Raw genomic sequence first — 24,902 nt, forward strand, 5'->3', positions numbered from 1 at the left:
CCGCAGACTCGCGATCCGCAATATGCGAGCATCGCTCGCTCCTGCAAGTGTTTAACGGTTATCCATGAAAACCCCCGTTTGGTTCCCCCAGAGCTTCTTCTCCCGCACCCTTTGGCTGGTGCTCATCGTCGTTCTCTTCTCCAAGGCGCTGACCCTGGTTTATCTGCTGATGAACGAAGATGTGCTGGTGGACCGCCAGTACAGTCACGGTGTCGCCCTGACGCTGCGTGCCTATTGGGCTGCCGATGAAGAAAACCGTGACAAGATCGCTGGTGCCGTGCCCCTGATTCGAGTGGTGGGGGCCGGGGTGCCGGAGGGCGAGCAACACTGGCCCTACAGTGAGATCTATCAGCGGCAAATGCAGGCTGAGCTGGGGGCTGACACCGAAGTGCGATTGCGTATGCATGCACCGCCAGCGTTATGGGTTCGAGCGCCCAGCCTGGGTGAAGGCTGGCTCAAGGTTCCCCTGTATCCGCACCCGCTGCGCGGTCAGAAAATCTGGAATGTGCTTGGCTGGTTCCTCGCCATTGGATTGCTGTCCACCGCGGCGGCGTGGATCTTCGTCAGCCAGCTCAACCAGCCGTTAAAACGACTGGTGTACGCCGCGCGGCAACTGGGTCAGGGCCGCAGCGTGCGCCTGCCGATCAGCGATACACCGAGTGAGATGACCGAGGTTTACCGCGCCTTCAACCAGATGGCCGAAGACGTCGAACAGGCCGGTCGCGAGCGTGAACTGATGCTGGCCGGGGTTTCCCATGATTTGCGCACGCCGTTGACCCGCTTGCGTCTGTCCCTGGAATTGATGGGTGATCGCACCGATCTGACCGACGACATGGTGCGCGACATCGAAGACATGGATGCGATTCTCGATCAGTTCCTGGCGTTCATTCGCGACGGGCGCGACGAGTCGGTAGAAGAAGTTGACCTGAGCGACCTGGTCCGTGAGGTCGCTGCGCCCTACAACCAGAATGAAGAAAAAGTACGGCTGCGCCTGGAGCCGATCCAGCCGTTTCCGTTACGTCGTGTGTCGATGAAACGACTGCTGAACAACTTGATTGGCAACGCGTTGCATCACGCTGGCAGCGGTGTGGAAGTGGCGGCCTATGTCTCGGGTGACACCGTCGCGCCATACGTGGTGCTGAGCGTCATGGACCGTGGCGCCGGGATTGATCCTTCAGAGCTGGAGGCGATCTTCAACCCGTTCACCCGTGGTGACCGTGCGCGCGGCGGCAAGGGCACCGGATTGGGGCTGGCGATCGTCAAGCGAATTGCTTCGATGCATGGCGGCAATGTTGAGTTGCGCAACCGCTCCGGTGGCGGGCTGGAGGCGCGGGTGCGCTTGCCGTTGGGGTTGATGCTGCCGCGGGATGCCGTTTAAGGGCTGATTTTTTCAGTGGGGCTGATGATCCCTTCGCGAGCAGGCTCGCTCCCACAAGGGGGCGGTGTGCGCATTTCCCCTGTGGGAGCGAGCTTGCTCGCGATGGCGGCATCCCTGCCGCCACAAGGCTTGAGGTTTAACCCTTGCCCTTGGTCCGGGTCATGTTCGGCCCACCATTCTTCTCCAAATGCTCAATGATGATCCCCGCCACATTCTTTCCGGTGGTGGTCTCGATCCCTTCAAGCCCCGGCGACGAATTCACTTCCATCACCAGCGGCCCATGATTGGATCGCAGGATGTCGACACCTGCGACCGCCAGGCCCATGACCTTCGCCGCGCGCAATGCGGTCATGCGTTCTTCTGGCGTGATCTTGATCAGGCTCGCGCTGCCACCGCGATGCAGGTTGGAGCGAAACTCGCCGGGTTTGGCCTGGCGCTTCATCGCCGCAATCACCTTGTCACCGACGACGAAGCAGCGAATGTCCGCACCACCGGCTTCCTTGATGTACTCCTGAACCATGATGTTCTGCTTGAGGCCCATGAACGCCTCGATCACCGACTCTGCCGCTGTCGCGGTTTCGCACAGCACCACGCCAATGCCTTGGGTGCCTTCCAGCACCTTGATCACCAACGGCGCGCCGTTGACCATTTCGATCAGGTCGGGAATGTCATCGGGGGAGTGGGCAAAGCCGGTAACCGGCAAACCGATCCCCCGACGGGACAACAATTGCAGCGAGCGCAGCTTGTCCCTCGAACGGGCAATGGCCACCGATTCGTTGAGCGGGAACACCCCCATCATTTCGAACTGACGCAGCACCGCGCAGCCATAGAACGTCACGGATGCACCGATCCGTGGAATCACCGCGTCGAAACCCTCCAGTGGCTTGCCGCGGTAGTGGATCTGCGGCTTGTGGCTGGCGATGTTCATATAGGCGCGCAGGGTATCGACCACCACCATTTCATGACCACGTTCGGTACCGGCTTCGACCAGACGGCGGGTGGAATACAGACGCGGATTCCGCGACAGCACAGCGATCTTCATGCAACACCTGTGGAGGAGGTAGATACCGGGAACACCGGCTTGTCTTGTACATACTTGATGCCCGGATTGACCACCAACTGGCCGTCGATCAGGGCTTTGGAACCGAGCAGCAGGCGATAGCGCATGGACTTGCGGCAGGCGAGTGTGAACTCGACCCGCCAGACCCGATCACCAAGGGCCAGGGTGGTGCTGATCACGTATCGCACCTGCGCGTGACCGTTTGAGCTTTTAATGGTTTTCATCGTCACCAGCGGTGCTTCGCAGCGTCGGTGGCGCAGTTGGACGACGGAACCCAGGTGGGCGGTAAAACGCACCCACTGCTCACCATCGCGCTCGAACGGCTCGATTTCAGTGGCGTGGAGGCTTGAGGTGCTGGCACCGGTGTCGATTTTTGCCCGAAGGCCCGCGACTCCCAAATCCGGGAGCGCTATCCACTCGCGCAGACCGACAACGGTCAAATGGTCAAATGTCTTCAAAAGTGCTCAACCGGTAGAAACCGCTCGGGCCGCACGCGGCCGGATTCGCGGTATTCACGCAGAATAATGATTAAAAGGCGACAGATATCTACGGCCCGGATTTCCAGCCCCACGGTGAGGTTCTGGAATAGGTGCATTGTAATCCGGGTCGGTGAAATTCTTGGTACGACAGAAACGGTAGTACAGTTCACCAATATTTCAGAATGAGGAAATTCCATGGCACAAAAAAACGAAGAGGACGACAAAGTCCGCCTCGATAAATGGTTGTGGGCTGCGCGATTTTACAAAACCCGTGCCTTGGCCAAGGCGGCGATTGAAAGCGGCAAGGTGCATTGCCGAGGCGAACGCTGCAAGCCGGGCAAAGAGCCACGCGTCGGCGATGAGTTTGTGATCCGCACCGGTTTCGATGAACGCACGGTGGTGGTTCAGGCGTTGTCGATTGTACGCCGTGGCGCACCGGAGGCGCAGACCTTGTATGCCGAGACCCAGGCCAGCATCGCCAAGCGCGAAGAGGCCGCGGCGCAAAGAAAGGTCGGGGCCCTGGGCGTGAGCACCGACGGCAAGCCGAACAAGAAACAGCGGCGGGATCTGTTCAAGTTTCGTGGTGACAGCCACGGCGACTGAAAGGATTGAAACCCTGCGGACTTGCAATTGCCTGCCTGTGCATCCATATCGTGTGGATCGCCAGAGCCGCTTTGCGTTGAACAAACCGCCGCTCGTCGAAAATCACACACAGTCTTTGAGCTGTAGGCCATAACCACATTGCCAGCAGTGCAGAGCGGGAAACGACCCGGACTCCGTCAGCGCTGATCCACCTTGCTTGGATCAGGCCCGAATTGTTCATAAAATGCCTTTCATGGCTGAACATTGCGCACCCGAGGGGTGGCGCAAGGCAAATTTCTTGTTTCCTGTAACCTTTTTCACTACTTCAGATACCCAGACCTATGACCGATCAAGCGGATAACGACTTCACCCAACGCTTCATCTTCGATGACAGCGACACCCGTGGCGAGTTGGTCTCGTTGGAGTTCAGCTACGCCGAAGTCCTGGCCAAACACGCCTACCCGCAGCCGGTCGCGCAACTGCTCGGCGAGTTAATGGCGGCGGCTTCGTTGCTGGTCGGCACGATGAAGTTCGATGGCTTGTTGATTCTGCAGGCCCGTTCCGAAGGTCCGATCCCGCTGCTGATGATCGAGTGTTCCAGCGAGCGCGACATTCGCGGCCTGGCCCGTTACGACGCGGACCGCATCGCGCCTGACGCAACCTTGGCCGACCTGATGCCGGAGGGCGTCCTGGCGTTGACCATCGACCCGAAACAGGGCCAGCGCTACCAGGGCATCGTCGACCTCGACGGCGCCACCTTGTCCGAGTGCTTCACCAACTATTTCGTCATGTCCCAGCAAGTCGGCACGCGTTTCTGGCTGTACGCCGACGGCCGTCGTGCCCGTGGCCTGTTGCTGCAACAGCTGCCGGCCGACCGTTTGAAAGACGAAGACGAGCGCGCCGCGAGCTGGCAGCACATCACCACGCTGGGCAGTACGCTGACCGCCGATGAGCTGTTGAGCCTGGACAACGAAACCGTGTTGCATCGCCTGTACCACGACGAGCAGGTGCGATTGTTCGATGTGCAGAAGTTGCGCTTCCGCTGCAGTTGCTCCCGCGAACGTTCGGCCAATGCACTGGTCAGTCTGGGTGTGGAAGACGCGCAACAATTGGTGGTAGAACACGGTGGCAACATCGAGATCGATTGCCAATTCTGCAACCAGCGCTATCTGTTCGACGCAGCCGATGTCACTCAATTGTTCGCTGGTGCGGGCATCGAGACGCCGTCAGATACCCGTCACTAAAACGGTTCAGCTCAGGTAAATTCACTGCCTTGCGCCGGATTAACGCCGTTACGACAGGAGGGGCCTACTCTTTTTGGGCTTTTCTGGCATAATCCGGCCCACTTTTTTCGCGGTAGTAGTGCACGACTTTCTACTACAAAAACGTTTGGAGCACTCGGCCACTGGCCGACGGGGAACCTCATGACGCAAGCCAATAACGCCGTGTACACCGATCTGAGTGTTGATGATCTGGTTAAAGAAGCCCTCAACCGCGGTGAAGGCGAGCTTGCCGATACCGGCGCACTGGTTGTTCGTACCGGTCACCGTACCGGCCGTTCGCCAGTCGATCGTTTCATCGTTGATGAGCCGAGCACCACAGGCGCCATCGCCTGGGGCCCGATCAACCGCAAGTTCCCGGCCGACAAGTTCGACGCCCTGTGGGCTCGCGTTGAGGCATTCAACAACGCGCAAGAGCATTTCGTTTCCCACGTGCATGTAGGTGCCGCTTCCGAGCACTACCTGGCCGTGAAGATGACCACCCAGACCGCCTGGCAGAACCTGTTCGGCCGTTGCCTGTTCATCAACCCGGCCCAGTACAACCCGGCTGGCCGTGATGAGTGGCAAGTGCTCAACGTTGCCAACTTCGAGTGCGTGCCAGAGCGTGACGGCACGAACTCCGATGGCTGCGTGATCATCAACTTCGCACAGAAGAAAGTGCTGATCGCCGGCATGCGTTACGCCGGTGAAATGAAGAAAGCCATGTTCTCGGTGCAGAACTTCCTGCTGCCGGCCGCTGACGTGCTGCCAATGCACTGTGCCGCCAACATCGGCGAAGAGGGCGACGTGACCCTGTTCTTCGGTCTGTCCGGCACTGGTAAAACCACCCTGTCCGCCGACGAAAGCCGTTACCTGATCGGTGACGACGAACACGGCTGGGGCGAAGGTGTGGTGTTCAACATCGAAGGCGGTTGCTATGCCAAGTGCATCGACCTGTCCGAGAAGAACGAGCCGGTTATCTGGAAAGCCATCAAGCACGGCGCGGTATTGGAAAACGTCGTTATCGACGACGCCAAGCACGCTGACTACGCCGATGTCAGCCTGACCCAGAACAGCCGCGCCGCGTACCCGCTGGAACACGTTGCCAAGCGTTCCGAGAAGAACCTGGGTGGCGAGCCGAACGCTGTGATCTTCCTGACCTGCGACCTGACCGGCGTGCTGCCGCCAGTGTCGATCCTCAACGAAGAGCAAGCGGCCTACCACTTCCTGTCCGGCTACACCGCTTTGGTTGGCTCGACTGAAATGGGTTCGGGCAGCGGCATCAAGTCGACCTTCTCCACCTGCTTCGGCGCACCGTTCTTCCCGCGTCCAGCCGGCGAATACGCTGAACTGCTGATCAAGCGCATCCGCGGTTTCGGTTCCAAGGTCTACCTGGTCAACACCGGCTGGACCGGCGGTGGCTACGGCGTCGGCAAACGCTTCAACATCCCGACCACCCGCGCAGTGATCGCAGCGATCCAGAGCGGCGCTCTGATCGGTACCGAGACCGAGCACCTGGACACCATCAACCTCGACGTGCCAGTGGCCGTACCGGGCGTTGAGACTGGCCTGCTGAACCCACGCAACACCTGGGCCGACAAGCCATCCTACGACGAAGCCGCCAAAGCACTGGCCGGCCTGTTCATCGAGAACTTCAAGAAGTTCGAAGTGAGCGACGCGATCAAGGCTGCGGGTCCTAAGTTGTAAGTGCTGGATTGAGCTAACGAAAAAGCCGCCCCTTGGGGCGGCTTTTTTGTGCGCAAAATTCAGTTTTCGTGGGCAAGTCGGAATGCGTCGGGCCGTTACAGGCCTTCGAGCTCATCCGTATCCCAGCGTTTGGCCTTGATGGCCTGGTAGAGCATGCCGATGGTCAATGGCACCTTGTCGCCGCGCCCCTTGGCTTTTCGCTTTAGATTCACGTCAAAGCCGTCGGGCTGGAAATAGCGATAGCTGTCGAAATCCACGAAATCGATGGCGAAGTGGTCTTCCAGGGTTTCGATCAAGTGCTGGGCGTCTGCACCGTTGCAGCCCAGGTCAAAGTTGATCGAGGTGCCGAGGCTGATGGTTTTGCGTTTTGGGAAGCCGAGTTCTTCATGCAGCAGTTGCATGAGTTGCTGCATCAGGTGGTCGTCGGGGAGGTTGGGGGCGAGGTTCATTGCGGGGTGTCCGGTTGGGCTTGGCCGAATCTTAGAGGTCGTCGGGTTTGGAGGAAAGACTTGGGGGGAGTGGCAGAGCACTGAACCTGTGGCGAGGGAGCGTGCTCCCGTTGGACTGCGCAGCAGTCCTTGTTTTCAGGGTCGCTTCGCAACCCAGCGTGAGCAAGCTCCCTCGCCACAGTTATGCTTTGTTTCTCTTTTCTTTTAAATGACCCAAGTAAAGGTCGCCCCCATGGATACCACCAAGCCTGCACCCACGGAGAGTGCGGCTTGTCTATCGACGCCAGGCGTCAGGCTGGGGCTTTCCAGTTCAACATGCGTTGCTGGGCGACTTTGAGCAGGTCGCAGCCATCCTGGGTCAGCAGGTAGAGCGCATGGGTGATGTGCGGGATGTCTTCGATGTTGCCGTGTTTGAAGCATTGGCAGTGCAGGGTTTGCAGCAGGTCGCTGGAGGCCCGGATGCGCTGGAGGGCGGCTTCGAGGATGTCTTGGGGGTTGGCTTCTGTGTCGATGATTAACGGTGGCGTGTCAGTCAGATTGGTTTCTAGCGGGCGATAGCGATTTGGAAACGGATTCAGAGTTGGCATGAGAGGTACTCGGTTTGTTGTTAAGTAACCGCCAGCACCGTGACCAAACGATGGGAGGCGGACTGTGCGCAGGCTTGGTCAACCGAGAACAACAAATCGGCTCGCCCGAAGGCGTCCCGCACACAGCCGCCATAGCAATGCACTGCGAGAACATAAATGTCCGCGGAGCGAATGATGGCACAACTATGTGCGTTGTTCTCAGGTGACCAAGCCTGATCGCTGATTTTGCAGCGATGGAGAGACAGTAAATGTTCGTTGTTAGTCGCGATAGGCGACTGGGTGTCTTCTTTTGTAGGACCTTGCCGAAGCTTTCATAGGGCGTTGCTGGCGGAGTTATCCACATTGCACCGCGTTATCGTTCATCGCTGGCAAGCCAGCTCCTACAGGGCGTTGTGTGATGGTTCAGAGGGTGAGATTCGGCAAGCGCTGCCGGGCGATGTCGAGCAGGTCGTTGCCGTCCTGGGTCAGCAGGTACAGGGCGCTGATGATTTTGGGGATGTCGCTTGCTTCGGCCTGTTTGAAACACGTGCAATAAAGGGTTTCGAGCAGATCGCTCGCGGCGCGGATGCGTTGTCGGGCGGCGTCGAGGATCTCGTGAGGGTCGGCCTCGGTATCAATGACCAGCACCGGGGCTTCGCTGTAGCGGTTCTTGAGTGGGAGGTAACGGTCTTTCAGTGAGTCGGGGTTTTTCATTGAGTGGGTCCTGTGCGAAATCGGCAAGTGTTCCCGGCAGGCCGAGACATTGATTTCAGCCGCGCTGGAAACTATAGGAGGGTATGGCGTTGCGGAACAAGACGGCTGAGATCGACACGCGTTGTAAGGGTTTTGTCATATTTTGAGGAAGGGGACTACACGTTGGCGGTGGGGTTTCAACGCGAAATGCTGAGAGGTAAAAATGCTTACAGCGTCTTCAGTCGCTTCGCACCAAGTCTCGGTAGAGGGGGCCCCGGACAATGTCGGGTGTTTCGAGTTTTGCAGTGGGTGTGTTGGCCTCTTCGCGAGCAGGCTCGCTCCCACACTGATCTATGATTGAGCATCAGAACCTGTGCGCTCAAGATCAAATGTGGGAGCGAGCCTGCTCGCGAAAACGATCTGCCAGTTAGCCGATTCCTCAAGCCCTTCCAGTCTTGCGCTGTATCATCCAGTCTCGTTTTTGCCCCCGACCTTTTCTCGACTCGCTGTGATTGCCGGCTAGGCTTTTGGCTCCGCAACGGTCAACGGAGTGACAGCTTATGCACAACACCCTGGAACAGGTTTTCGGTTATCCACAGTTTCGACCCGGTCAGGAGGCAGCCGTCAGTGCCGTGCTGGCCGGGCGCTCGGCGGCGGCGATTTTCCCCACCGGCTCCGGCAAATCCCTTTGCTACCAATTGCCGGCGCTGTTACTGCCGCACCTGACGTTGGTGGTCTCGCCGTTGCTGGCGTTGATGCAGGATCAACTGGCGTTCCTGCAACGCCACGGCATCTCGGCGGGCAGCATCGATTCGGCCCAGAGCCGCGATGACGCCAGCGATGTCATGGCCCGTGCCAGGTCCGGCGAGTTGAAGATTTTGATGATCTCGGTGGAGCGCCTGAAGAACGAGCGTTTCCGGCATTTTCTGCAGCAAGTTCCGATCTCGCTGCTGGTGGTGGACGAGGCGCACTGCATTTCCGAATGGGGGCACAACTTTCGCCCGGACTACCTCAAGCTTCCCGACTATCAGCGCCAGTTCAATATCCCTCAGGTGCTACTGCTGACCGCAACGGCGACGCCCAAGGTCATCGCCGACATGCAGAAGAAATTCGCCATTGCCGCCGAGGATGTGGTGACCACTGGTTTCTATCGCCCAAACCTGAATTTGCTGGTGGAACCGGTTCGGGGAGCGGACAAGCGCAGACGCCTGGTCGAGTGGATGAGCCAGCGTCCGGACCAGCCGAGCATTGTCTACGTCACCCTGCAAAAAACCGCCGAGCACATCGCCGAACACCTGAACCGCAACAGCATTCAGGCCGAGGCCTATCACGCGGGTTTACCCCATGAGCAACGGGAAGCGATCCAGCGTCGCTTCATGGGCGGACAGTCCAATTGCATCGTCGCTACCATCGCCTTTGGCATGGGCATCGACAAAAGTGACATCCGTAACGTGGTGCACTTCGACCTGCCCAAATCCATCGAAAACTACAGCCAGGAAATCGGCCGCGCCGGGCGTGATGGGCAGCCGTCGGATTGCCTGGTGCTGGCCAACCGCGACAGCCTCAACGTGCTGGAGAACTTCGTCTACGGCGACACGCCGGAGTTGGATGGCATCCGTTGCGTACTTGACGAGATGCAGGTCGCAGCACCCGAAGGGCAGTGGGAGTTTCTGCTGGGGCCGTTGGCAGACCAGAGCAATATTCGCCAATTGCCGCTCAAGACCTTGCTGGTGCAACTCGAGCTGCGCGGGTTGATCGCCCCACGCTACGCCTACTACGCCGAGTACCGGTTCAAGTATGTGCAGGAGCCCGAGGCGCTGCTGGCCCACTTCGAGGGCGAGCGCAAGGATTTCGTCGCCGCCATTATCCAGACCTCCAGTCGCGCCCGGACCTGGGCAACGGTGAATTTCGAGGCGTTGTACGAGCAGCACCAGGCCGAGCGCAGTCGGGTGGTCAAGGCGCTGGATTACTTCCAGGAGAAGGGTTGGGTGGAGCTCGAAAGCAAGCAGATGACCGAGGTCTACAGTGTGCTGCAAAGCGGTTTCGACAGCGTCGCGTTAAGCGAGGAACTGCACGGCTATTTCACTCGGCATGAGCACACCGAGATCGCGCGGATTCACGCGATGCTGGATTTGTTCGCCACCGACCGATGCCTGGGTTATCGCCTGGCCGAGTATTTCGGCGACCACAATGCCCCGCAGCAATGCGGACATTGTTCGGTATGTCATGGACAGGTGGCGCGGCTCCCGTCACCACCGGAGTTGCCGGCGCTTGTGGATAAAAATTTCGAGGCGCTGTGTGGCAATTTTATCCACAGGCACGAGCAACACACGGGTAACGTGCCCTCGGCTGAACGCGTGACACGGTTCCTGTGCGGGATCAGTGTGCCGTTGTTCACTAAACTCAAGGCACGGTCGATTTCGGGGTTTGCGGCGCTGGAGGATTATCCGTATGCCGGGGTACGCAGTTGGGCCGAGCGGCATCTTGCCGGCTGAACCAAGACCCTGTGGGAGCGAACTCAGTGCCTGGCAGGGCTACATCCATCCGCTGAATGTTGCTCATCACAGGAATAAATTTCAAAAACAACCGGTGGCTGACTATGGTGGTGGCTGTCTTCGGATCGCCAACAAGAGAGCAAAACATGAGCCAGACACCGTCGAATATTCAGCGCGCCGCCGTCATTGGCGCGGGCACCATGGGCCGTGGCATTGTCATGTGCCTGGCCAACGCCGGAGTGGCCGTGCAGTGGGTTGATAACAATCCGCAGATGCTTGAACAGGCACTGGCTACCGTCGCCGACACCTACGCGCATAACGTGCGCCAGGGCCGCATTGATCAGCGTGAAGCCGATGCCCGTATCGCGCGCGTAACGGCGGCAGATGGTTATGTGGCCATCCGCGATGTCGACCTGGTCATTGAAGCGGTGTACGAAAACCTTGAGCTCAAGCAGAGAATTTTCCGCGAGCTCGATGGCCTGCTCAAACCTGAAGCGATACTGGCCAGCAATACTTCGGCGCTGGATATCGACGCCATTGCTGCGGTGACGCGTCGCCCGCAGCAGGTTCTGGGCCTGCACTTCTTCAGTCCGGCGCACATCATGAAGCTGCTGGAAATCGTCCGTGGCGCGCAGACGGCACCGGCGGTTCTCGATGCGGCACTGGCGCTCGGCCAACGCATGGGCAAGGTCAGTGTGGTGGCGGGCAATTGCGATGGTTTCATCGGCAACCGCATGCTCAATACCTATGTGCTCGAAGCGCGAAAAATGCTGCTCGAAGGCGCTTATCCCTACCAGGTTGACGCAGCACTGCAAGGCTTCGGTTTCGCCATGGGGCCGTTCCGCATGTTTGATGTGGTGGGTGTCGATCTGCAGTGGCGCGCCCGCCAACTGTCCGGTGTCGGGCAGGACGCGCCGGAGGTTCAGGTGGACAACCGACTGTGTGAAATGGAGCGCTTTGGCCAGAAGAGTGGCAACGGCTTTTACCACTATGAAGCGGGCAGCCGTCAGGCTGAACACGATCCTCAGGTGGATGCGCTGGTGCTGGAAGTCAGCGAAGGGTTGGGGTTCCAGCGCCGCGAGATCGGCCCGGAAGAAATTCTCGAGCGCTGCTTGCTGGCATTGGTCAACGAGGGCGCGAAGATCCTTCAGGAAGGCATTGCCGGGTCAGCTCATGACATCGATCTGGTTTACCTCAATGGCTACGGTTTCCCTGCGGACAAGGGCGGCCCGATGGCCTGGGCCGATCAGCAAGGGTTGGCGGACATTCATCGGCGCTTGATGGACCTTGAGACGCGTCAGGGCGACCACTGGAAACCGGCGCGGGTGATTGGTGAGCTGGCGGCGGCCGGCAAGGGCTTTGCTGACAAGTGATTGATGTGGCGCCTGTAAGGGCGCCTTCGCGAAGAACGATAACGCGGTTTTCGCCTTAGACTTGGCGAACCAACTCCAGGAAGCAACACTGATGCCCCAACGCACCGACTACCCCCTCTTGCAGCCCATCACCACCCGCTGGCACGACAACGACGTCTACGGTCACGTCAACAACGTCACCTACTACAGCTTCTTCGATACGGCGGTGAACACCTACCTGATCGAAGTCGGCGGCCTGGATATCCATGACGGTGAGGTGGTGGGGTTCGTGGTGAGCTCGGCCTGTGATTACTTTGCCTCCATTGCTTTCCCGGATCGCATCGAGATCGGTCTGCGGGTGGGCAAGCTGGGCAACAGTTCGGTGCAATACGAACTGGCTGTGTTCAAGCAAGGGGAAGACGAAGCCTGCGCGGCAGGGCGCTTTGTGCATGTGTTTGTCGATCGAGCGTCGAATCGGCCCGTAGCGATTCCGGCAGGGTTGCGCGGGGCGCTGGAGCGGCTGGTGGTTCAGTAAGGCAAAAAAATCGCAGCCCTTGGGCTGCGATTTTTGTTGTACCTACCGGCGAGGCGCTCGAGGCCTTAGTCGCGGTAGTGCTTGTGGTGTTTGCGATGGCCATAGGCATGGCCGCGGCCCGGATGGCCGCGGTAGTAGCGACGATCGTCATGGCCGCGATACGAACGACGATCGTCGCCTTCATCATCGTACTCTTTGCCCATGTAGTTACCCAGTGCGCCACCGGCGCCACCGCCTGCTGCAGCGCCAATCAGGCTGCCGGTGGTGCCGCCAACGCTGCGGCCGACTACGTTACCGCCTGCTGCACCCAACGCACCGCCAATGGCTGCTTCGCCACGGCTGTGTTTGTTTGCGCCGACGGCGCTACCACCCGCGCCACCCAGGGCCGCGCCGATGGTGGAACCTGTATTACCGCCTAACGACTGGCCGACGACTGAGCCCAAGACCCCGCCCAATGCGCCGCCTACACCGGCTTCGGTGGTGCCGCCAGCAGACGCAAAACCGCTGACCAGGCCAAGGGACAACAAGAGAATCGAGGAGAACTTCATGGAGGAACCTCAAGGGGATGACGGCGCGATCCTGAGGCTCTGGAATGGGCGTGACAATCGAAATCCGACGAATAACACGACCTGTATACAATATTGCAAGTTACTGTTTTTTGGGCGGAACTTAACGTTTTTTTGCCGGTCTTTTACTACTTCGCAAAGGCCGTTTTCGTGAGAGAACGGCCTTTTTTGTGGGCGAAAGGAAAGTGCAGGGTCTGCAGTTTTTGGTGATTGGTCTGGCCTCATCGCGAGCTTGCTCGCGATGAGGCCAGTTGAGACAACAGATTACGCCGACCTGGCCATGATCAACCCAGTCTCACTCGCCGCTACCAACCGGATCGCCACAAACTTCGATGTTGGTGTATCGCTGCCATCCCCGGTGCTTTCCAGCGGCACCAGCGGATTCACTTCCGGATAGTAGGCCGCCGCTTGCCCGGCAGGGATATCAAACGCCAGCAGCGTAAAGCCTTTCACCCGACGTTCCACGCCATCGTCCCAGAGCGAAACGATGTCCGCCTTCTGTCCTGGCTTGAAGCCCAGGCGAATAATGTCGGCCTCGTTGACGAACAACACGTCGCGTTGTCCCTTCACCCCGCGATAGCGGTCGTTGAGACCATAGATCGTGGTGTTGTACTGATCGTGGGAGCGCATCGACTGCATGATCAGGTCCGGCAGCACACCGGTGGCGCGGGTGCGTTCGTGCACCAGGTCTTTGGGCAGCGCGTTCGGGCGGAAATTGGCCCGGCCCGAGGCGGTGTTCCACTTGCGCGCGCCGGCACTGTTGCCCAGGTAGAAACCGCCCGGGTTCTTGACCTTCTCATTGAAGTCCTTGAAGCCGGGAATGGTCTCGGCAATCAGGTCGCGGATGCGACGGTAATCGGCCACCAGCCAGTTCCAGTCCACCGGGTGGTTGCCCAGGGTCGCGGCGGCGATACCGGCCAGGATCGCCGGTTCTGAACGCATCTGGTTCGACAACGCCTGCAACTGACCGTTGGAGGCGTGGACCATGCTGAACGAGTCTTCGACGGTCACCGCTTGCGGGCCTTCGGTCTGGATATCGATGTCGGTGCGGCCCAGGCACGGCAGGATCAGCGCGTCCTTGCCGTGGGTCAAATGGCTGCGGTTGAGCTTGGTACTGATCTGCACGGTCAGGTCGCAGTTTTGCAAAGCCTGGAAGGTGCGCGGGCTGTCCGGCGTGGCTTGGGCGAAGTTGCCGCCCAGGCCGATGAAGACTTTCGCCCGGCCTTCAGCCATCGCATGAATGGCCTCGACCACGTTGTGTCCGTTGTGGCGTGGCACCTTGAACTGGAAGCGACGCTCCAAGGCATCGAGGAACGCCACCGGCGGACGCTCGTTGATACCCATGGTCCGGTCGCCCTGCACGTTGCTGTGGCCGCGTACCGGGCACAGGCCGGCACCCGGGCGGCCAATGTTGCCGCGCAGCAGCATCAGGTTGGCGATTTCCTGGATGGTCGCCACCGAATGGCGATGCTGGGTGATGCCCATGGCCCAACACATGATGACGTTCTTGCCCTTGGCGTACATGCGCGCCGCTTGTTCGATCTCTACCAGCGTCAGGCCCGATTGCTCGACGATCTGCTCCCACGGCGTCTCGTCGATAGTCGCCAGGTACTCCAGCACATTGGCGCCGTGCTCATTGAGGAAGTCATGGTCGAACACCGCCGGTTCACCGGTTTTCTGTGCGTCGCGTTCCCACAGTAAGAGAAATTTCGCCATGCCGCGCATGATCGCCATGTCACCGCCTAGGGCCGGGCGGAAGAATGCGGTGTTGGTCGGCTTGTCGCCGTTGGTGAGCATTTCGATCGCGTGCTGCGGGTGCTGGAAACGTTCCAGGCCGCGCTCCTTGAGCGGGTTGATGCACACCACTTGTGCGCCGCGTTTCACCGCTTCACGCAATGGCTCGAGCATGCGCGGGTGGTTGGTGCCGGGGTTCTGGCCCCAGACGAAAATCGCATCGGCGTGTTCGAAATCGTCGAATGTCACGGTGCCTTTGCCGACGCCAACACTTTGCGACAGCGCCACACCGCTGGCCTCGTGGCACATGTTCGAGCAGTCAGGGAAGTTGTTGGTGCCGTAGGCGCGCACGAACAACTGATAGAGGTACGCCGCTTCGTTGCTGGCACGCCCCGAGGTATAGAACTCGGCCTGATCCGGGTTCGACAAGCCATTGAGGTGTTTGGCGATCAGCGCGAACGCGTCATCCCAACTGATCGGCTTGTAGCGGTCGGTTTGTGCGTCATAGCTCATCGGCTCGGTCAGACGACCCTGATACTCGAGCCAATAATCGCTCTGCTCCAGCAGCGAGGTGACGCTGTGTTTGGCGAAGAATTTGGCATCGACACGGCGTTTGGTCGCTTCCCAGTTCACCGCTTTGGCGCCGTTCTCGCAGAACATCACCATGCCCTTTTCGGGTGAGTCGCCCCACGCGCAACCTGGGCAGTCGAAGCCACCGTTCTGGTTGGTCTTGAGCATGATGCGCAGGTTCTTCAGCGCGTTGTCGCTGGTCAACCAGGCCTGGGCGACGCTGATCAGTGCGCCCCAGCCACCGGCCGGGCCTTTGTAGGGCTTGTAGCGAGGGACAGGTGTCTGGTCGGCTTGACGGTGTTGACTCACGCTTGTTTCTCCAACGTTGGGCTGTAGACCCGCGGCGCATTCTTCTGTGGCAGATGGATGAGGTTGAGGTTGTGGCGACGGGCCCATTGCACGGCAAGGCCAGTGGGGGACGACAGGCTGACCAGGGTCTGGATGCCGGCGCGCAGGACTTTCTGGATCAATTCGAGGCTGCAGCGGCTGGTGACAATCACCAGGCCACCCGCAGTCGGGATGTTTTGGCGGACAAGACCACCGATCAACTTGTCGAGGGCGTTGTGCCGGCCGATGTCTTCGCGGCCCAGCAGTAACTCGCCCTGGTCGTTCATGAACACTGCCGCGTGCACCGCGCCGCTGTGTTGCCCCAGTGGCTGGAACGCGCCGATGCGCTGGCGCAGGCCTTCGAGCCAGGCGGCGGGCGGCAAGGGTGCGCCGGGCAACACCTTGAGGTCCGGCAGTGCCTGCTCGACCGCTTCCACGCCGCACAACCCGCAGCCACTGGTGCCGGCCAGTTGCCGACGTTGCTGCTTGAGGTTCCAGAAGGCGCGGTTGGCGATGGTCACTTGCGCGTATTGCGCCGATCCTGAGCCGCTCAGTTGCAGGTCATAAATGTCCGTGGCGTCCTCGATGATGCCGCTGCCCAGGCTGAAACCGACAATGAAGTCTTCCAGGTCCGTCGGCGTCACCAGCATGACCGCCTGGCTGATGCCGTTGTAGGCAATCGCCAACGCGACTTCCTCGGCCAGCGCGGTGCTGTCCGATTCCAAGTATTCAAGGTTGCTATAGCTGTACGTCTGGCTGGCGGCGGGCGCGGGCGTTTCGAGGGCAGGCGCCGCGCAGGCAGGGCGCTTGGTGTTCATGGCATCACCCACGGTTTGATCAGCTTTAAGACTAGGCGCGGCAAACTGTCGCGTCTAATTGCTATTACTGATCTACCGATAGATGCCGTCGATCAAGAGTTCATCTGTGATTGCTGATAGATCGCGAAACAGGCCTCTGCCAGCGCCGAGCGTGGCGCGCTGCGACGCATGATCAGCCCCAGGCGGCCAAGGGTCTGGGCGTTTTCGATCGGTTGCAGGCGCAAATGTTCGGTCAGTTCTTCGAGGCCACCGTCCAATGGCATCACCGCGCAACACAGGCCGCCGTGCACCGCTTGTAACAGTTGATGGACAGCATCGGTCTGCAACAAGGGTTGTGGGGTCAGGCCGCGGCTGTGGAAGTTATGGTCGATGGATTGGCGAAAGTGCATGCCGCTGGTGAGCATGCCCAGTGGCAGCTCGATCAATGATTCCCAGCTCAATGGCGCTTCGCCAAAGGTGAAGAAGCGTTGATCGTAGAGCAGCCCCATGCGGGTTTCGCTGAAAGCCAGGGAGTCGAAATGGTCGGCGTCCAGGCGTTCCAGGTAGGAAACACCGAGGTCCAGGCGATTGTTTGCCAGTTGTTCGAGGATCTGCTCGGAACTCAGTGCCGAGAGTTCAAAACGCAGGTTCGGATGCTCCCCGTGCAGGCGCTGCAGCAGCGGCAGCGGATCGAAGCTCGACAGCGGCACCACTCCCAGGCGCAACGTACCGACCAGATTGCCACGACAGGCGGCCGCCTCGGCGTACAAGCCGTCGTAGGCCGCCAGCACCGTGCGCGCCCACGCCAGCACGCGCTCGCCCGGTGCCGTAAAGCCTTCGAAGCGTTGACCGCGATTGACCAGCGGCAGTTCGAGTTCTTCTTCGAGGCTACGCAGGCGCATGGACAGAGTCGGCTGAGTGATGTGGCAGCGTGCGGCGGCCTGGCCGAAATGGCGGGTTTCGTCGAGCGCGATGAGGAATTTCAGCTGCTTGATGTCCATCTTCGCTCCTGGGCGCGGGAAGGGCGCGATTCTATCGCAAGCGGGGTCATTGGTCGGGTTGGATTCGCAAGTGACGGCCGTGGTCTAGGCTTTTGCGTCTGGAACCCCAAACCCAAGGAGAGTGCACCATGAGTCTTTTGAGCTTTGTGAAAGAAGCAGGCGAAAAACTGCTGGATCTGCTCACACCAGGCAACGCCAATGCCAGTGAGCAGTTGAAGGAACACATCAGCAAGGTCGGTCTGGGCAACCCGAATGTGCAGGCGACGGTCGATGGCGACAAGGTCACGGTGACCGGTGAAGTGGCGAGCCAGGAAGAAAAGGAAAAGATCCTGCTGGCCGTGGGCAATATTGCCGGGGTTGGCAGCGTGGATGATCAGATCACTGTGACCGGGCCCGTAGTGGCTGCTGCGCGCTTCGTGGTCGTGAAAAAGGGCGACACCCTCAGCGCCATATCCCTGGCCGTGTATGGTGATGCCAACAAGTATCAAAAAATCTTCGATGCCAACAAGCCGATGCTCAAGGACGTGAACAAGATCTATCCGGGGCAGTCGTTGCGGATTCCTGAGTAATACAAAACCTGTGGCGAGAGGGCTTGCCCCCGTTGGGTCGCGCAGCGGCCCCAAAATTTTAGGACTGCTGCGCAGCCGAATGGGGGCAAGCCCCCTCGCCACAATGACCGCGCCGGGTCTAAAGACCGGCAATCAAATCCCGATAATCCCCAACCGCCGCAAACTCCGCCGTATCCTTCGGCCCCTTGCGGCTGTCCGGCTCCCGCACGGCCAGCAAATGCGCGACGCCAAAGTCCCGTGCGCTGCGCAGGATCGGCAATGTGTCGTCGATGAACAGGCTGCGCGCCGGGTCGAAATCGATATCGGCTTGCAACGCATCCCAGAACTGCGGGCTTTCCTTGGGGAAGCCGTAGTCATGGGAACTGATCAAACGCTCGAAGTACGGCGCCAGTTCGATTTTTTCCAGCTTCAAAGACAGCGCATCCCGATGGGCATTGGTGATCAGCACCACGCGTTTGCCGGCCCGTTTGATCGCCGCCAGAAAGGTGTCGGCATCCGGTCGCAGGGCGATCAGATGGGCGGTTTCCAGTTTCAGGTCGCGCACCGACAGCTTCAGTTCGGCACTCCAGAAGTCCAGGCAGTACCACTGCAACTGGCCGGCATTGCGCTCGAACAACGGCTGCAGTTCCATCTCGGCCATGGCCCGGCTGACCCCGTGCAGTTCGGCGTAACGCTGGGGCAGGTGCTCCATCCAGAAGTGGTTGTCGAAATGCAGGTCCAGCAGCGTGCCGTCCATGTCCAGCAGAACGGTATCGATGTCGGACCAGGGTAATGAAGGCATGGCAACGTCTCGGGCAGTAGAAAGATTTCTGGCGTAAACAATCGGGAAAGCCGCGTTATAGTAGCGCGTTCACGCCAAGGAGCTTTGCATGCGCCAGAAACCCACCATACTCGCCCGCGAAATTGTCGCCACCAGTCGATTGTTCTGCGTCGAAGAGCTGAAGTTGCGCTTTTCCAACGGTGTGGAACGCACCTATGAACGGCTGGTCGGCAAGGGTGCCGGGTACGGCGCGGTGATGATCGTGGCGATGCTCGATGCCGAGCATGCGGTGCTGGTCGAGGAGTATTGCGGCGGCACGGATGAATATGAAATGTCGTTGCCCAAGGGCTTGATTGAACCGGGCGAAGACGTGCTCGCGGCGGCCGAGCGTGAACTCAAGGAAGAGGCCGGTTTCGGCGCGCGGCAACTGGAGCACCTGACCGAGCTGTCGCTGTCCCCTGGTTACATGAGCCAGAAGATCCAGGTGGTGCTGGCCACTGACCTCTACGAAGAGCGTCTGGAGGGCGACGAACCCGAGCCGATGCGGGTGGACAAGGTCAATCTGCGTGAACTCTCGGCGCTGGCGCAAAACCCGCAATTTACCGAAGGCCGTGCCTTGGCGGCGCTGTATCTGGCCCGAGATCTGTTGACTCAACGCGGAGCGTTCCAGCCATGAATTTCCCGCATCCGTTGATGGCACCGGTCATCGAGCTGGCCTTGCAGGCCGGTGATGCGATCCTGCCGTTCTGGCGCACAGGCACCGCCGTCACGGCGAAGGCTGATGATTCGCCAGTGACCGCTGCTGACCTGGCCGCGCACCACCTGATCCTGGCCGGGCTGACGGCGCTCGATCCGGGCATCCCGGTGCTCTCCGAAGAGGACGCGAACATTCCCCAAAGCGTGCGGGCTGGATGGCAGCGCTGGTGGTTGGTCGATCCGCTGGACGGCACCAAGGAGTTCATCAGCGGCAGCGAAGAGTTCACCGTCAACATCGCCCTGATCGAAAATGGTCGAGTGGTGTTCGGCGTGGTGTCGATGCCGACCAACGGTCGTTTCTATGTCGGTGGCGCCGGCCTCGGTGCCTGGCGTGGCGATAAAGGTGGCACGCCCGTGGCGATCAAGGTGCGTGATGCGCTAGCGCCAGGTGAGTCATTCACCGTGGTGGCCAGCCGTCGCCATTCGAGCCCCGAGCAGGAGCGTTTGCTGGCGGGTTTGAGCGCAAGCCTTGGTGAGCTGCAACTGGCCAATATCGGCAGTTCGCTGAAGTTTTGCCTGCTGGCCGAAGGGGCGGCGGATTGCTATCCGCGCCTGGCACCGACTTCGCAGTGGGACACGGCGGCGGCACAAGGCGTGCTGGAAGGCGCCGGCGGTGAGGTGCTGGAGTTGAGCGGCGAGCCGTTCAGTTATCCGCCGCGGGAATCGCTGTTGAACGCGTTCTTTCTGGCGTTGCCGGCGAAGGCGGCATGGCGGGAGAAGCTGCTGGAACTGGCCCGCTCCTGAAATCACCTTAACTTTGTGGCGAGGGGGCTTGTCGGACCGCCGCACCGCCCCGTTCGGCTGCGAAGCAGTCGTAAAACCGTTGCATGCGGATTACCTGATACTCCGCGGATGCTGGTTTTTGGACGGCTGCGCCGTCCAACGGGGGCAAGCCCCCTCGCCACAGGTTGTACAACACCCTCACATTCAGCGGTGCAGTACGTACTGCCCGACGAACCTCACCGCATCCTCATCACGGCCTTCATTGACGACCCGCGTATGCAGCGTCAACCGCGCTCGGCTGTATCGCTGGAAGGTGGTCAGGAATTTCTTCCAGATCACCGGATCCGGCGCCTGGCAAATGGCGTTGGCATCGCCCGTCACCGGCAGCGGATAGCTGATCTGTCCTTCCTGAATCACGATGTGCCCGTCGGTGATGCCTTCTTCCTTGAGGCGCAAATGCAGCCAGCCCCAGCCGGCCAGGACCGCGCCGCAATACAGGCTGCCGCCGAACATGGTGCTCTTGTGGTTGACGTTGGCTTCCAGCGGCAAGTGCAGGCGCAGTTGCTGGTCATGCCAGTCGAGCACTTTGAGGCCCATGTCCCGGGTGAGGGGAATGTCGTGATGGAGGACTGATTCCAGTTGTCGACTGTCGCGGCTCATTCAGGGGCCTCTTGCTTCAAGTGGATGGTTGGACGGTGGCTCAGTCGAGGTCGTCAGGGTGGGCCGAGGCGCCACCGTCGGCGAAGCTCAGACCGTGTTTGCGCAGCTTGTCGTGCAGTGTCTTGCGCGGAATGCCGAGGGCTTCGGCGACGCTGCGCACGGAGCTGTGCGAGCGCGCCAGTTCGGCGGCGATGAGTGTTTTTTCGAAGTTCTCCACTTGCTCGCTCAATCCGCCGCTGACGACTTCGACCCTGTTGCCAGCGCTGCTATCCGGTGAGTTGTTGTCGAGGGCCAGCTCCAGCCCGAGGGCAAAACGCTCGGCGGCGTTTTGCAGCTCGCGAACGTTGCCGGGCCAAGCGTGGCGCAACAGCAAGGCACGTTGCCCAGGTTGCAGTTCATGGGGCGGCAAACCGTGGCGGGCACTGGCTTCATCGGCAAAATGCTGGAACAGCATCAGCGCATCTTCGCCCCGTTCGCGCAGTGGTGGAATCCGCAGCGGCGCAACGTTCAGACGGTAGTACAGGTCGGCACGGAAACGCCCTTGATCGGCTGCCTGGCGCAGGTCTTCCTTGGTCGCGGCGATGATGCGGATGTCCAGCGGAATCAGTTGATTGCCGCCCAGGCGTTCGACCACCCGTTCTTGCAGCAAGCGCAGCAGTTTGACCTGTACATCCAGGCTCATGCTTTCGATTTCATCGAGGAACAGCGTGCCGCCGTTGGCAAATTCGAACTTGCCGATGCGGCGTTTCTGCGCGCCGGTGAAGGCGCCGGGCTCATGACCGAACAGCTCGCTTTCGACCACCGATTCGGCCAGGGCGCCGGCATTGATCGCCACGAACGGTCCGTTGCGACGGTTCGATAAATCGTGCAGCGCTCGCGCCACGACTTCTTTACCCGCGCCAGTTTCGCCGAGGATCAACACATCGGCCTTGGTCGCGGCCAGGGCGCCGATCTGCTCGCGCAGGCGCAGCATCGAAGGTGAGTGGCCAACCAGGCGGGTGCTCAGTTCATTGCGATCGCTCAAGGCCAGCCGCAGGCTGCGGTTGTCCAGTACCAGCCGGCGCAGGGCCAATGCGCGACGCACGCTGTCGAGCAGGGCGTCACTGGCGAAGGGTTTTTCCAGGAAATCATAGGCCCCGGCGCGCATGGCCTGCACCGCCAGCGGCACATCGCCGTGACCGGTGATCAACAGCACCGGCAGCTCGGGGTCCTGGGCGTGCAGTTCGGTCAGCAGTTCCAGACCGTCCATGCCGGGCATGCGGATGTCGCTGACCACCACACCCGGCCAGTCACGCTCCAGTTGCGCGGCCAGGCCCTTGGCTTCGGCCAGCGGCAGGATTTTCAGGCCGGCCAGATCCAGCGTCTGGCTCAGGGCCTGGCGCAGGTGGGGATCGTCGTCGATCAACACGACCTGAATGCGATTGTCGATGGTCATGCACTTCGGTCCTCGGACGGTTGCAGGCTCACGCCCGGTGCGCCTGCGCGCAGCTTCAGGGTAATCAGGGCGCCGCCTTCCTTGTGGTTGGCGAACGACAGTTCACCACCGAAGGCGCGCATCAAGGTTTCGCAAATCGCCAGCCCCAAACCCAGGCCCTGGGTGCGGGTCTTGGTGGTGTAGAACGGCTCACTGGCGCGCCCCAGGGCTTCCATGCAAAAGCCAGGACCATTGTCGCGAATGTACAGGTTGACGCCATCGGCCGTGGATTGGGCACTTAGCCAGAGTTTACGTGGCGGGCCTTTTTCCGTCAGGGCATCCAGGGCGTTGGCCAGCAGATTGCCGAGCACCTGGCGCAGGCGGGTTTCCCCGGCCTCGACCCACAGGGTGGCGGCGGGCAGATCACGGATCAGCTCGACGTCCATGCTGCGTCGACGCTTGGCCAGCAAGGCCAGGGCATCGTCCAGCGCCGGTTGCAGGGCAACGCTTTCCGGGGCGTGGCGGTCGCGCCGGGCGAAGGCACGCAGGTGGGCGATGATCGAGGCCATGCGGCCAGTCAATTCGCTGATTAGCTTGAGGTTGCCGCGGGCATCGTCGGTGCGCTGGTGATCGAGCAGCACTTCGGCGTTTTCCGCGTAGCTGCGAATCGCTGCCAGTGGCTGATTGAGTTCGTGGCTGATGCTCGCTGACATCGTGCCCAGTGCCGACAATTTGCCCGCCTGCACCAGATCATCCTGGGCGCGTACCAGTTCCTGCTGGGCCTGTTCGCGTTCCAGCACTTCCTGTTTCAGGCGTCGGTTCAGGCCCTCGAGATCGCTGGTGCGCTCGGCGACCCGACCTTCCAGCTCGCGACGGGCCTTGGCTTCGAAAGCAATGCGTTCGAGGTAATGGCGACGGCGTTGCATCATCAGGCCGAGCAGCAGCATCAACACCAGCAACGCTGCGCCACCGATGGCCACCACCGTGCGCACCGGGCGGTCGATCAAGGTGCGCGGGGCGAGGATGCTGACGTCCCAGCCGGTTTCAGCAATCTGCTGGGTTTGGGTCAGCCAGGCATTGGGGTTGAGCTTCAGCGGTTTTGGATCGCGGGTTGGATAGGGCTGGATCGCCGTGATGGCTTTGCTTTCTTCCTCGTTCAACGGACGGGTCGAGCGGAATCGCCACTCTGGTCGCGAGGTGAGAATGACCACGCCATTGTGGTCGGTCAGCAGCAGCTGTTCCGGGGTTTTGCCCCAGAGGCTTTCGGTGTGGTCGAGGTCGACCTTGACCACCAGCACGCCAACGATTTTTTCGCCGTCGCGCACGCCGGCGGCGAAGAAGTAACCGCGCTTGGCGGAGGTCGTGCCCAGGCCGAAAAAGCGCCCGAGCTTGCCGGCCATGGCTTCGCTGAAATACGGCCGGAAGGAAAAATTGCGCCCGACGAAACTGTCGTGTTTGTCCCAGTTGGAGGCGGCCAGTGTCTTGCCGGTGGCGTCCATCAGGTACATGACTTCGGCACCGGTCTGGGTGGCGATATTTTTCAGCAGGCGGTTGGCGTTGCCCTGGGTGACGCCATCGTCCGGTGCACCGAGCACGGCGCGCAGGGCTGGCAGGTCGCCGAGGATCTGCGGCATCACTTCATAGCGGTGCAGGGTGCCCAACAGGTTGGCGACATAGAGGTCGAGGGTCTGACGATTCTGACTGGCCAGCTCGCTGCGGTAATAACGCTCGGCCAGATGCTCCAGCGGCCACAGCAAGGGTGCCAGGCACAGTGCCAGCAGGGCCAGGCTGCGCCAACGGGGTCTGGGGGGAAGGGTCGGAGTCATGAGCATCAGGCGCCTGTGGGTACAGGCGCATTATGCCTAGGCTTGCACGCCTTGGGTCAGGTGCATCTTGATAGACGGGCTTGAGCCGGTCTTTCAGGCAAAGACGTCGGCATCCTTGAAAAATACGCCGGCCTGATCTTTCGCCGACAGCTGCGGCGTGCCTTCCAGTTGCCAGTCGATGGCCAGGTCCGGGTCGTCCCAGCGAATGCTGCGCTCGGCCGATGGCGTGTAATAGTCGGTGGTTTTGTACAGGAACTCGGCAAATTCGCTCAGTACGACGAACCCGTGGGCGAAACCTTCCGGGACCCAGAGCTGACGATGGTTGTCGGAGGACAGGCGCACAGCGACCCATTTACCGAAATGCGGCGAGCTGCGACGGATGTCTACGGCCACGTCCAGCACTTCACCCACCGTGACGCGGACCAGTTTTCCCTGGGTATTTTCCAGCTGGTAATGCAGGCCGCGCAGCACGCCCTTCTGTGAACGGGAGTGATTGTCTTGAACGAATTCGGTGTCCAGTCCGGTGGCCTCTTTGAAGGCCCTGGCGTTGAAACTTTCGTAGAAGAAACCACGTTCGTCACCAAAGACCTTGGGTTCGAGGATCAGAACACCGGGCAGGTTGGTGGTTACTACATTCATGGTGG

At 60.4% G+C, this 24,902-nt stretch carries 24 protein-coding genes; 10 read left to right on the forward strand and 14 right to left on the reverse strand.

Annotation, left to right across the window (positions count from 1 at the left end; genetic code table 11):
• Nucleotides 1–64: 64 nt before the first annotated feature.
• Nucleotides 65–1,378, forward strand: coding sequence for an ATP-binding protein (locus B0D71_RS23490; RefSeq protein ID WP_103396852.1), 1,314 nt, complete (start codon nt 65–67; stop codon nt 1,376–1,378).
• Between the two features lie 136 nt (nt 1,379–1,514).
• On the opposite strand, the gene rimK is transcribed toward B0D71_RS23490, so the two are convergent.
• Both rimK and rimB read right to left on the reverse strand, forming a co-directional pair.
• Nucleotides 1,515–2,420, reverse strand: a complete 906-nt coding sequence (gene rimK, locus B0D71_RS23495) for a 30S ribosomal protein S6--L-glutamate ligase (RefSeq protein ID WP_007972871.1) — start codon at nt 2,418–2,420, stop codon at nt 1,515–1,517.
• Entirely contained in the window at nt 2,417–2,896 is a 480-nt protein-coding gene (gene rimB, locus B0D71_RS23500; protein ID WP_085727678.1) for a retropepsin-like aspartic endopeptidase RimB, read from the reverse strand. Before rimB ends, rimK begins: the two co-directional genes overlap by 4 nt.
• Nucleotides 2,897–3,112: 216 nt before the next feature.
• Here rimB and B0D71_RS23505 point away from each other — a divergent pair, with 216 nt between their 5' ends.
• From B0D71_RS23505 to B0D71_RS23520, 3 genes are all read left to right on the forward strand, one after another.
• A complete protein-coding gene (locus B0D71_RS23505; RefSeq protein WP_103396853.1) occupies nt 3,113–3,520 on the forward strand; it encodes an RNA-binding S4 domain-containing protein in 408 nt (135 codons plus the stop codon).
• Between the two features lie 320 nt (nt 3,521–3,840).
• Nucleotides 3,841–4,743, forward strand: a complete 903-nt coding sequence (hslO, locus tag B0D71_RS23515; RefSeq protein ID WP_103396855.1) for an Hsp33 family molecular chaperone HslO — start codon at nt 3,841–3,843, stop codon at nt 4,741–4,743.
• Nucleotides 4,744–4,923: 180 nt separating this feature from the next.
• Entirely contained in the window at nt 4,924–6,465 is a 1,542-nt protein-coding gene (locus B0D71_RS23520) for a phosphoenolpyruvate carboxykinase (RefSeq protein ID WP_103396856.1), read from the forward strand.
• Between the two features lie 95 nt (nt 6,466–6,560).
• Here the strand turns inward: B0D71_RS23520 and B0D71_RS23525 are convergent, their stop codons facing one another.
• The 3 genes from B0D71_RS23525 to B0D71_RS23535 all read right to left on the reverse strand — a co-directional run bounded on the left by B0D71_RS23525 (nt 6,561) and on the right by B0D71_RS23535 (nt 8,194).
• Complete coding sequence (locus B0D71_RS23525; RefSeq protein WP_103396857.1) at nt 6,561–6,914, reverse strand: DUF1493 family protein; 354 nt, start codon at nt 6,912–6,914, stop codon at nt 6,561–6,563.
• A 290-nt stretch (nt 6,915–7,204) separates the two neighbouring features.
• Nucleotides 7,205–7,501: a hypothetical protein gene (locus tag B0D71_RS23530; RefSeq protein WP_103396858.1), complete on the reverse strand. Its 297-nt coding sequence runs from the start codon at nt 7,499–7,501 to the stop codon at nt 7,205–7,207.
• A gap of 402 nt (nt 7,502–7,903) precedes the next feature.
• Nucleotides 7,904–8,194, reverse strand: coding sequence for a hypothetical protein (locus tag B0D71_RS23535; RefSeq protein WP_103396859.1), 291 nt, complete (start codon nt 8,192–8,194; stop codon nt 7,904–7,906).
• Between the two features lie 539 nt (nt 8,195–8,733).
• Between B0D71_RS23535 and B0D71_RS23540 the strand changes: the two genes are divergently transcribed.
• The 3 genes from B0D71_RS23540 to B0D71_RS23550 all read left to right on the forward strand — a co-directional run bounded on the left by B0D71_RS23540 (nt 8,734) and on the right by B0D71_RS23550 (nt 12,555).
• Nucleotides 8,734–10,668 (forward strand): RecQ family ATP-dependent DNA helicase, encoded by a 1,935-nt coding sequence (locus B0D71_RS23540; protein WP_103396860.1) that lies wholly within the window; start codon nt 8,734–8,736, stop codon nt 10,666–10,668.
• Between the two features lie 146 nt (nt 10,669–10,814).
• Complete coding sequence (locus tag B0D71_RS23545) at nt 10,815–12,041, forward strand: 3-hydroxyacyl-CoA dehydrogenase (protein ID WP_103396861.1); 1,227 nt, start codon at nt 10,815–10,817, stop codon at nt 12,039–12,041.
• Nucleotides 12,042–12,132: 91 nt separating this feature from the next.
• A complete protein-coding gene (locus B0D71_RS23550; RefSeq protein ID WP_103396862.1) occupies nt 12,133–12,555 on the forward strand; it encodes an acyl-CoA thioesterase in 423 nt (140 codons plus the stop codon).
• A gap of 65 nt (nt 12,556–12,620) precedes the next feature.
• Here the strand turns inward: B0D71_RS23550 and B0D71_RS23555 are convergent, their stop codons facing one another.
• The 4 genes from B0D71_RS23555 to B0D71_RS23570 all read right to left on the reverse strand — a co-directional run bounded on the left by B0D71_RS23555 (nt 12,621) and on the right by B0D71_RS23570 (nt 17,550).
• Entirely contained in the window at nt 12,621–13,103 is a 483-nt protein-coding gene (locus B0D71_RS23555; protein ID WP_103396863.1) for a glycine zipper domain-containing protein, read from the reverse strand.
• Between the two features lie 282 nt (nt 13,104–13,385).
• Nucleotides 13,386–15,734 (reverse strand): FdhF/YdeP family oxidoreductase, encoded by a 2,349-nt coding sequence (locus B0D71_RS23560; protein ID WP_103396864.1) that lies wholly within the window; start codon nt 15,732–15,734, stop codon nt 13,386–13,388.
• Nucleotides 15,731–16,570: a formate dehydrogenase accessory sulfurtransferase FdhD gene (gene fdhD / locus B0D71_RS23565; protein WP_103396865.1), complete on the reverse strand. Its 840-nt coding sequence runs from the start codon at nt 16,568–16,570 to the stop codon at nt 15,731–15,733. Before fdhD ends, B0D71_RS23560 begins: the two co-directional genes overlap by 4 nt.
• A gap of 92 nt (nt 16,571–16,662) precedes the next feature.
• Nucleotides 16,663–17,550 (reverse strand): LysR family transcriptional regulator, encoded by an 888-nt coding sequence (locus tag B0D71_RS23570; protein WP_103396866.1) that lies wholly within the window; start codon nt 17,548–17,550, stop codon nt 16,663–16,665.
• Between the two features lie 128 nt (nt 17,551–17,678).
• Between B0D71_RS23570 and lysM the strand changes: the two genes are divergently transcribed.
• Nucleotides 17,679–18,119 carry a peptidoglycan-binding protein LysM gene (lysM, locus tag B0D71_RS23575; RefSeq protein WP_103396867.1) on the forward strand — a complete coding sequence of 147 codons (441 nt, stop codon included), beginning with the start codon at nt 17,679–17,681 and terminating at the stop codon, nt 18,117–18,119.
• 118 nt (nt 18,120–18,237) lie between these two features.
• Here lysM and yrfG read toward each other — a convergent pair whose 3' ends face one another.
• Nucleotides 18,238–18,900, reverse strand: a complete 663-nt coding sequence (gene yrfG, locus B0D71_RS23580; protein ID WP_103396868.1) for a GMP/IMP nucleotidase — start codon at nt 18,898–18,900, stop codon at nt 18,238–18,240.
• An 88-nt stretch (nt 18,901–18,988) separates the two neighbouring features.
• Here yrfG and nudE point away from each other — a divergent pair, with 88 nt between their 5' ends.
• Both nudE and cysQ read left to right on the forward strand, forming a co-directional pair.
• A complete protein-coding gene (gene nudE, locus B0D71_RS23585) occupies nt 18,989–19,555 on the forward strand; it encodes an ADP compounds hydrolase NudE (protein WP_103396869.1) in 567 nt (188 codons plus the stop codon).
• Complete coding sequence (gene cysQ, locus B0D71_RS23590) at nt 19,552–20,379, forward strand: 3'(2'),5'-bisphosphate nucleotidase CysQ (RefSeq protein ID WP_103396870.1); 828 nt, start codon at nt 19,552–19,554, stop codon at nt 20,377–20,379. Before nudE ends, cysQ begins: the two co-directional genes overlap by 4 nt.
• 183 nt (nt 20,380–20,562) lie before the next feature.
• Here the strand turns inward: cysQ and B0D71_RS23595 are convergent, their stop codons facing one another.
• The 4 genes from B0D71_RS23595 to rfbC all read right to left on the reverse strand — a co-directional run bounded on the left by B0D71_RS23595 (nt 20,563) and on the right by rfbC (nt 24,897).
• On the reverse strand, nt 20,563–21,018 hold the full coding sequence (locus B0D71_RS23595) for a YiiD C-terminal domain-containing protein (RefSeq protein ID WP_008003181.1): 456 nt from the start codon (nt 21,016–21,018) through the stop codon (nt 20,563–20,565).
• Between the two features lie 40 nt (nt 21,019–21,058).
• Nucleotides 21,059–22,453 carry a sigma-54-dependent transcriptional regulator gene (locus tag B0D71_RS23600; RefSeq protein WP_103396871.1) on the reverse strand — a complete coding sequence of 465 codons (1,395 nt, stop codon included), beginning with the start codon at nt 22,451–22,453 and terminating at the stop codon, nt 21,059–21,061.
• Nucleotides 22,450–24,258 carry a sensor histidine kinase gene (locus B0D71_RS23605; RefSeq protein WP_103396932.1) on the reverse strand — a complete coding sequence of 603 codons (1,809 nt, stop codon included), beginning with the start codon at nt 24,256–24,258 and terminating at the stop codon, nt 22,450–22,452. Before B0D71_RS23605 ends, B0D71_RS23600 begins: the two co-directional genes overlap by 4 nt.
• Nucleotides 24,259–24,351: 93 nt before the next feature.
• A complete protein-coding gene (gene rfbC / locus B0D71_RS23610) occupies nt 24,352–24,897 on the reverse strand; it encodes a dTDP-4-dehydrorhamnose 3,5-epimerase (RefSeq protein WP_103396872.1) in 546 nt (181 codons plus the stop codon).
• Between the last annotated feature and the right edge of the window lie 5 nt (nt 24,898–24,902).

Source organism: Pseudomonas laurylsulfativorans (assembly GCF_002906155.1).
Classification (GTDB): Bacteria; Pseudomonadota; Gammaproteobacteria; order Pseudomonadales; family Pseudomonadaceae; genus Aquipseudomonas; species Aquipseudomonas laurylsulfativorans.

Bases quoted from the DNA above. Each gene is read 5' to 3' on its own strand.
- B0D71_RS23525 (WP_103396857.1), bottom strand. From the start codon at position 6,914: ATGAACCTCGCCCCCAACCTCCCCGACGACCACCTGATGCAGCAACTC.
- B0D71_RS23545 (WP_103396861.1), top strand. From the start codon at position 10,815: ATGAGCCAGACACCGTCGAATATTCAGCGCGCCGCCGTCATTGGCGCG.
- nudE (WP_103396869.1), top strand. From the start codon at position 18,989: ATGCGCCAGAAACCCACCATACTCGCCCGCGAAATTGTCGCCACCAGT.
- rimK (WP_007972871.1), bottom strand. From the start codon at position 2,420: ATGAAGATCGCTGTGCTGTCGCGGAATCCGCGTCTGTATTCCACCCGC.
- B0D71_RS23535 (WP_103396859.1), bottom strand. From the start codon at position 8,194: ATGAAAAACCCCGACTCACTGAAAGACCGTTACCTCCCACTCAAGAAC.
- B0D71_RS23570 (WP_103396866.1), bottom strand. From the start codon at position 17,550: ATGGACATCAAGCAGCTGAAATTCCTCATCGCGCTCGACGAAACCCGC.
- B0D71_RS23595 (WP_008003181.1), bottom strand. From the start codon at position 21,018: ATGAGCCGCGACAGTCGACAACTGGAATCAGTCCTCCATCACGACATT.
- B0D71_RS23520 (WP_103396856.1), top strand. From the start codon at position 4,924: ATGACGCAAGCCAATAACGCCGTGTACACCGATCTGAGTGTTGATGAT.
- hslO (WP_103396855.1), top strand. From the start codon at position 3,841: ATGACCGATCAAGCGGATAACGACTTCACCCAACGCTTCATCTTCGAT.
- B0D71_RS23600 (WP_103396871.1), bottom strand. From the start codon at position 22,453: ATGACCATCGACAATCGCATTCAGGTCGTGTTGATCGACGACGATCCC.
- cysQ (WP_103396870.1), top strand. From the start codon at position 19,552: ATGAATTTCCCGCATCCGTTGATGGCACCGGTCATCGAGCTGGCCTTG.
- B0D71_RS23505 (WP_103396853.1), top strand. From the start codon at position 3,113: ATGGCACAAAAAAACGAAGAGGACGACAAAGTCCGCCTCGATAAATGG.
- B0D71_RS23540 (WP_103396860.1), top strand. From the start codon at position 8,734: ATGCACAACACCCTGGAACAGGTTTTCGGTTATCCACAGTTTCGACCC.
- yrfG (WP_103396868.1), bottom strand. From the start codon at position 18,900: ATGCCTTCATTACCCTGGTCCGACATCGATACCGTTCTGCTGGACATG.
- rfbC (WP_103396872.1), bottom strand. From the start codon at position 24,897: ATGAATGTAGTAACCACCAACCTGCCCGGTGTTCTGATCCTCGAACCC.
- fdhD (WP_103396865.1), bottom strand. From the start codon at position 16,570: ATGAACACCAAGCGCCCTGCCTGCGCGGCGCCTGCCCTCGAAACGCCC.
- B0D71_RS23555 (WP_103396863.1), bottom strand. From the start codon at position 13,103: ATGAAGTTCTCCTCGATTCTCTTGTTGTCCCTTGGCCTGGTCAGCGGT.
- lysM (WP_103396867.1), top strand. From the start codon at position 17,679: ATGAGTCTTTTGAGCTTTGTGAAAGAAGCAGGCGAAAAACTGCTGGAT.
- B0D71_RS23530 (WP_103396858.1), bottom strand. From the start codon at position 7,501: ATGCCAACTCTGAATCCGTTTCCAAATCGCTATCGCCCGCTAGAAACC.
- B0D71_RS23550 (WP_103396862.1), top strand. From the start codon at position 12,133: ATGCCCCAACGCACCGACTACCCCCTCTTGCAGCCCATCACCACCCGC.
- B0D71_RS23605 (WP_103396932.1), bottom strand. From the start codon at position 24,258: ATGACTCCGACCCTTCCCCCCAGACCCCGTTGGCGCAGCCTGGCCCTG.
- B0D71_RS23490 (WP_103396852.1), top strand. From the start codon at position 65: ATGAAAACCCCCGTTTGGTTCCCCCAGAGCTTCTTCTCCCGCACCCTT.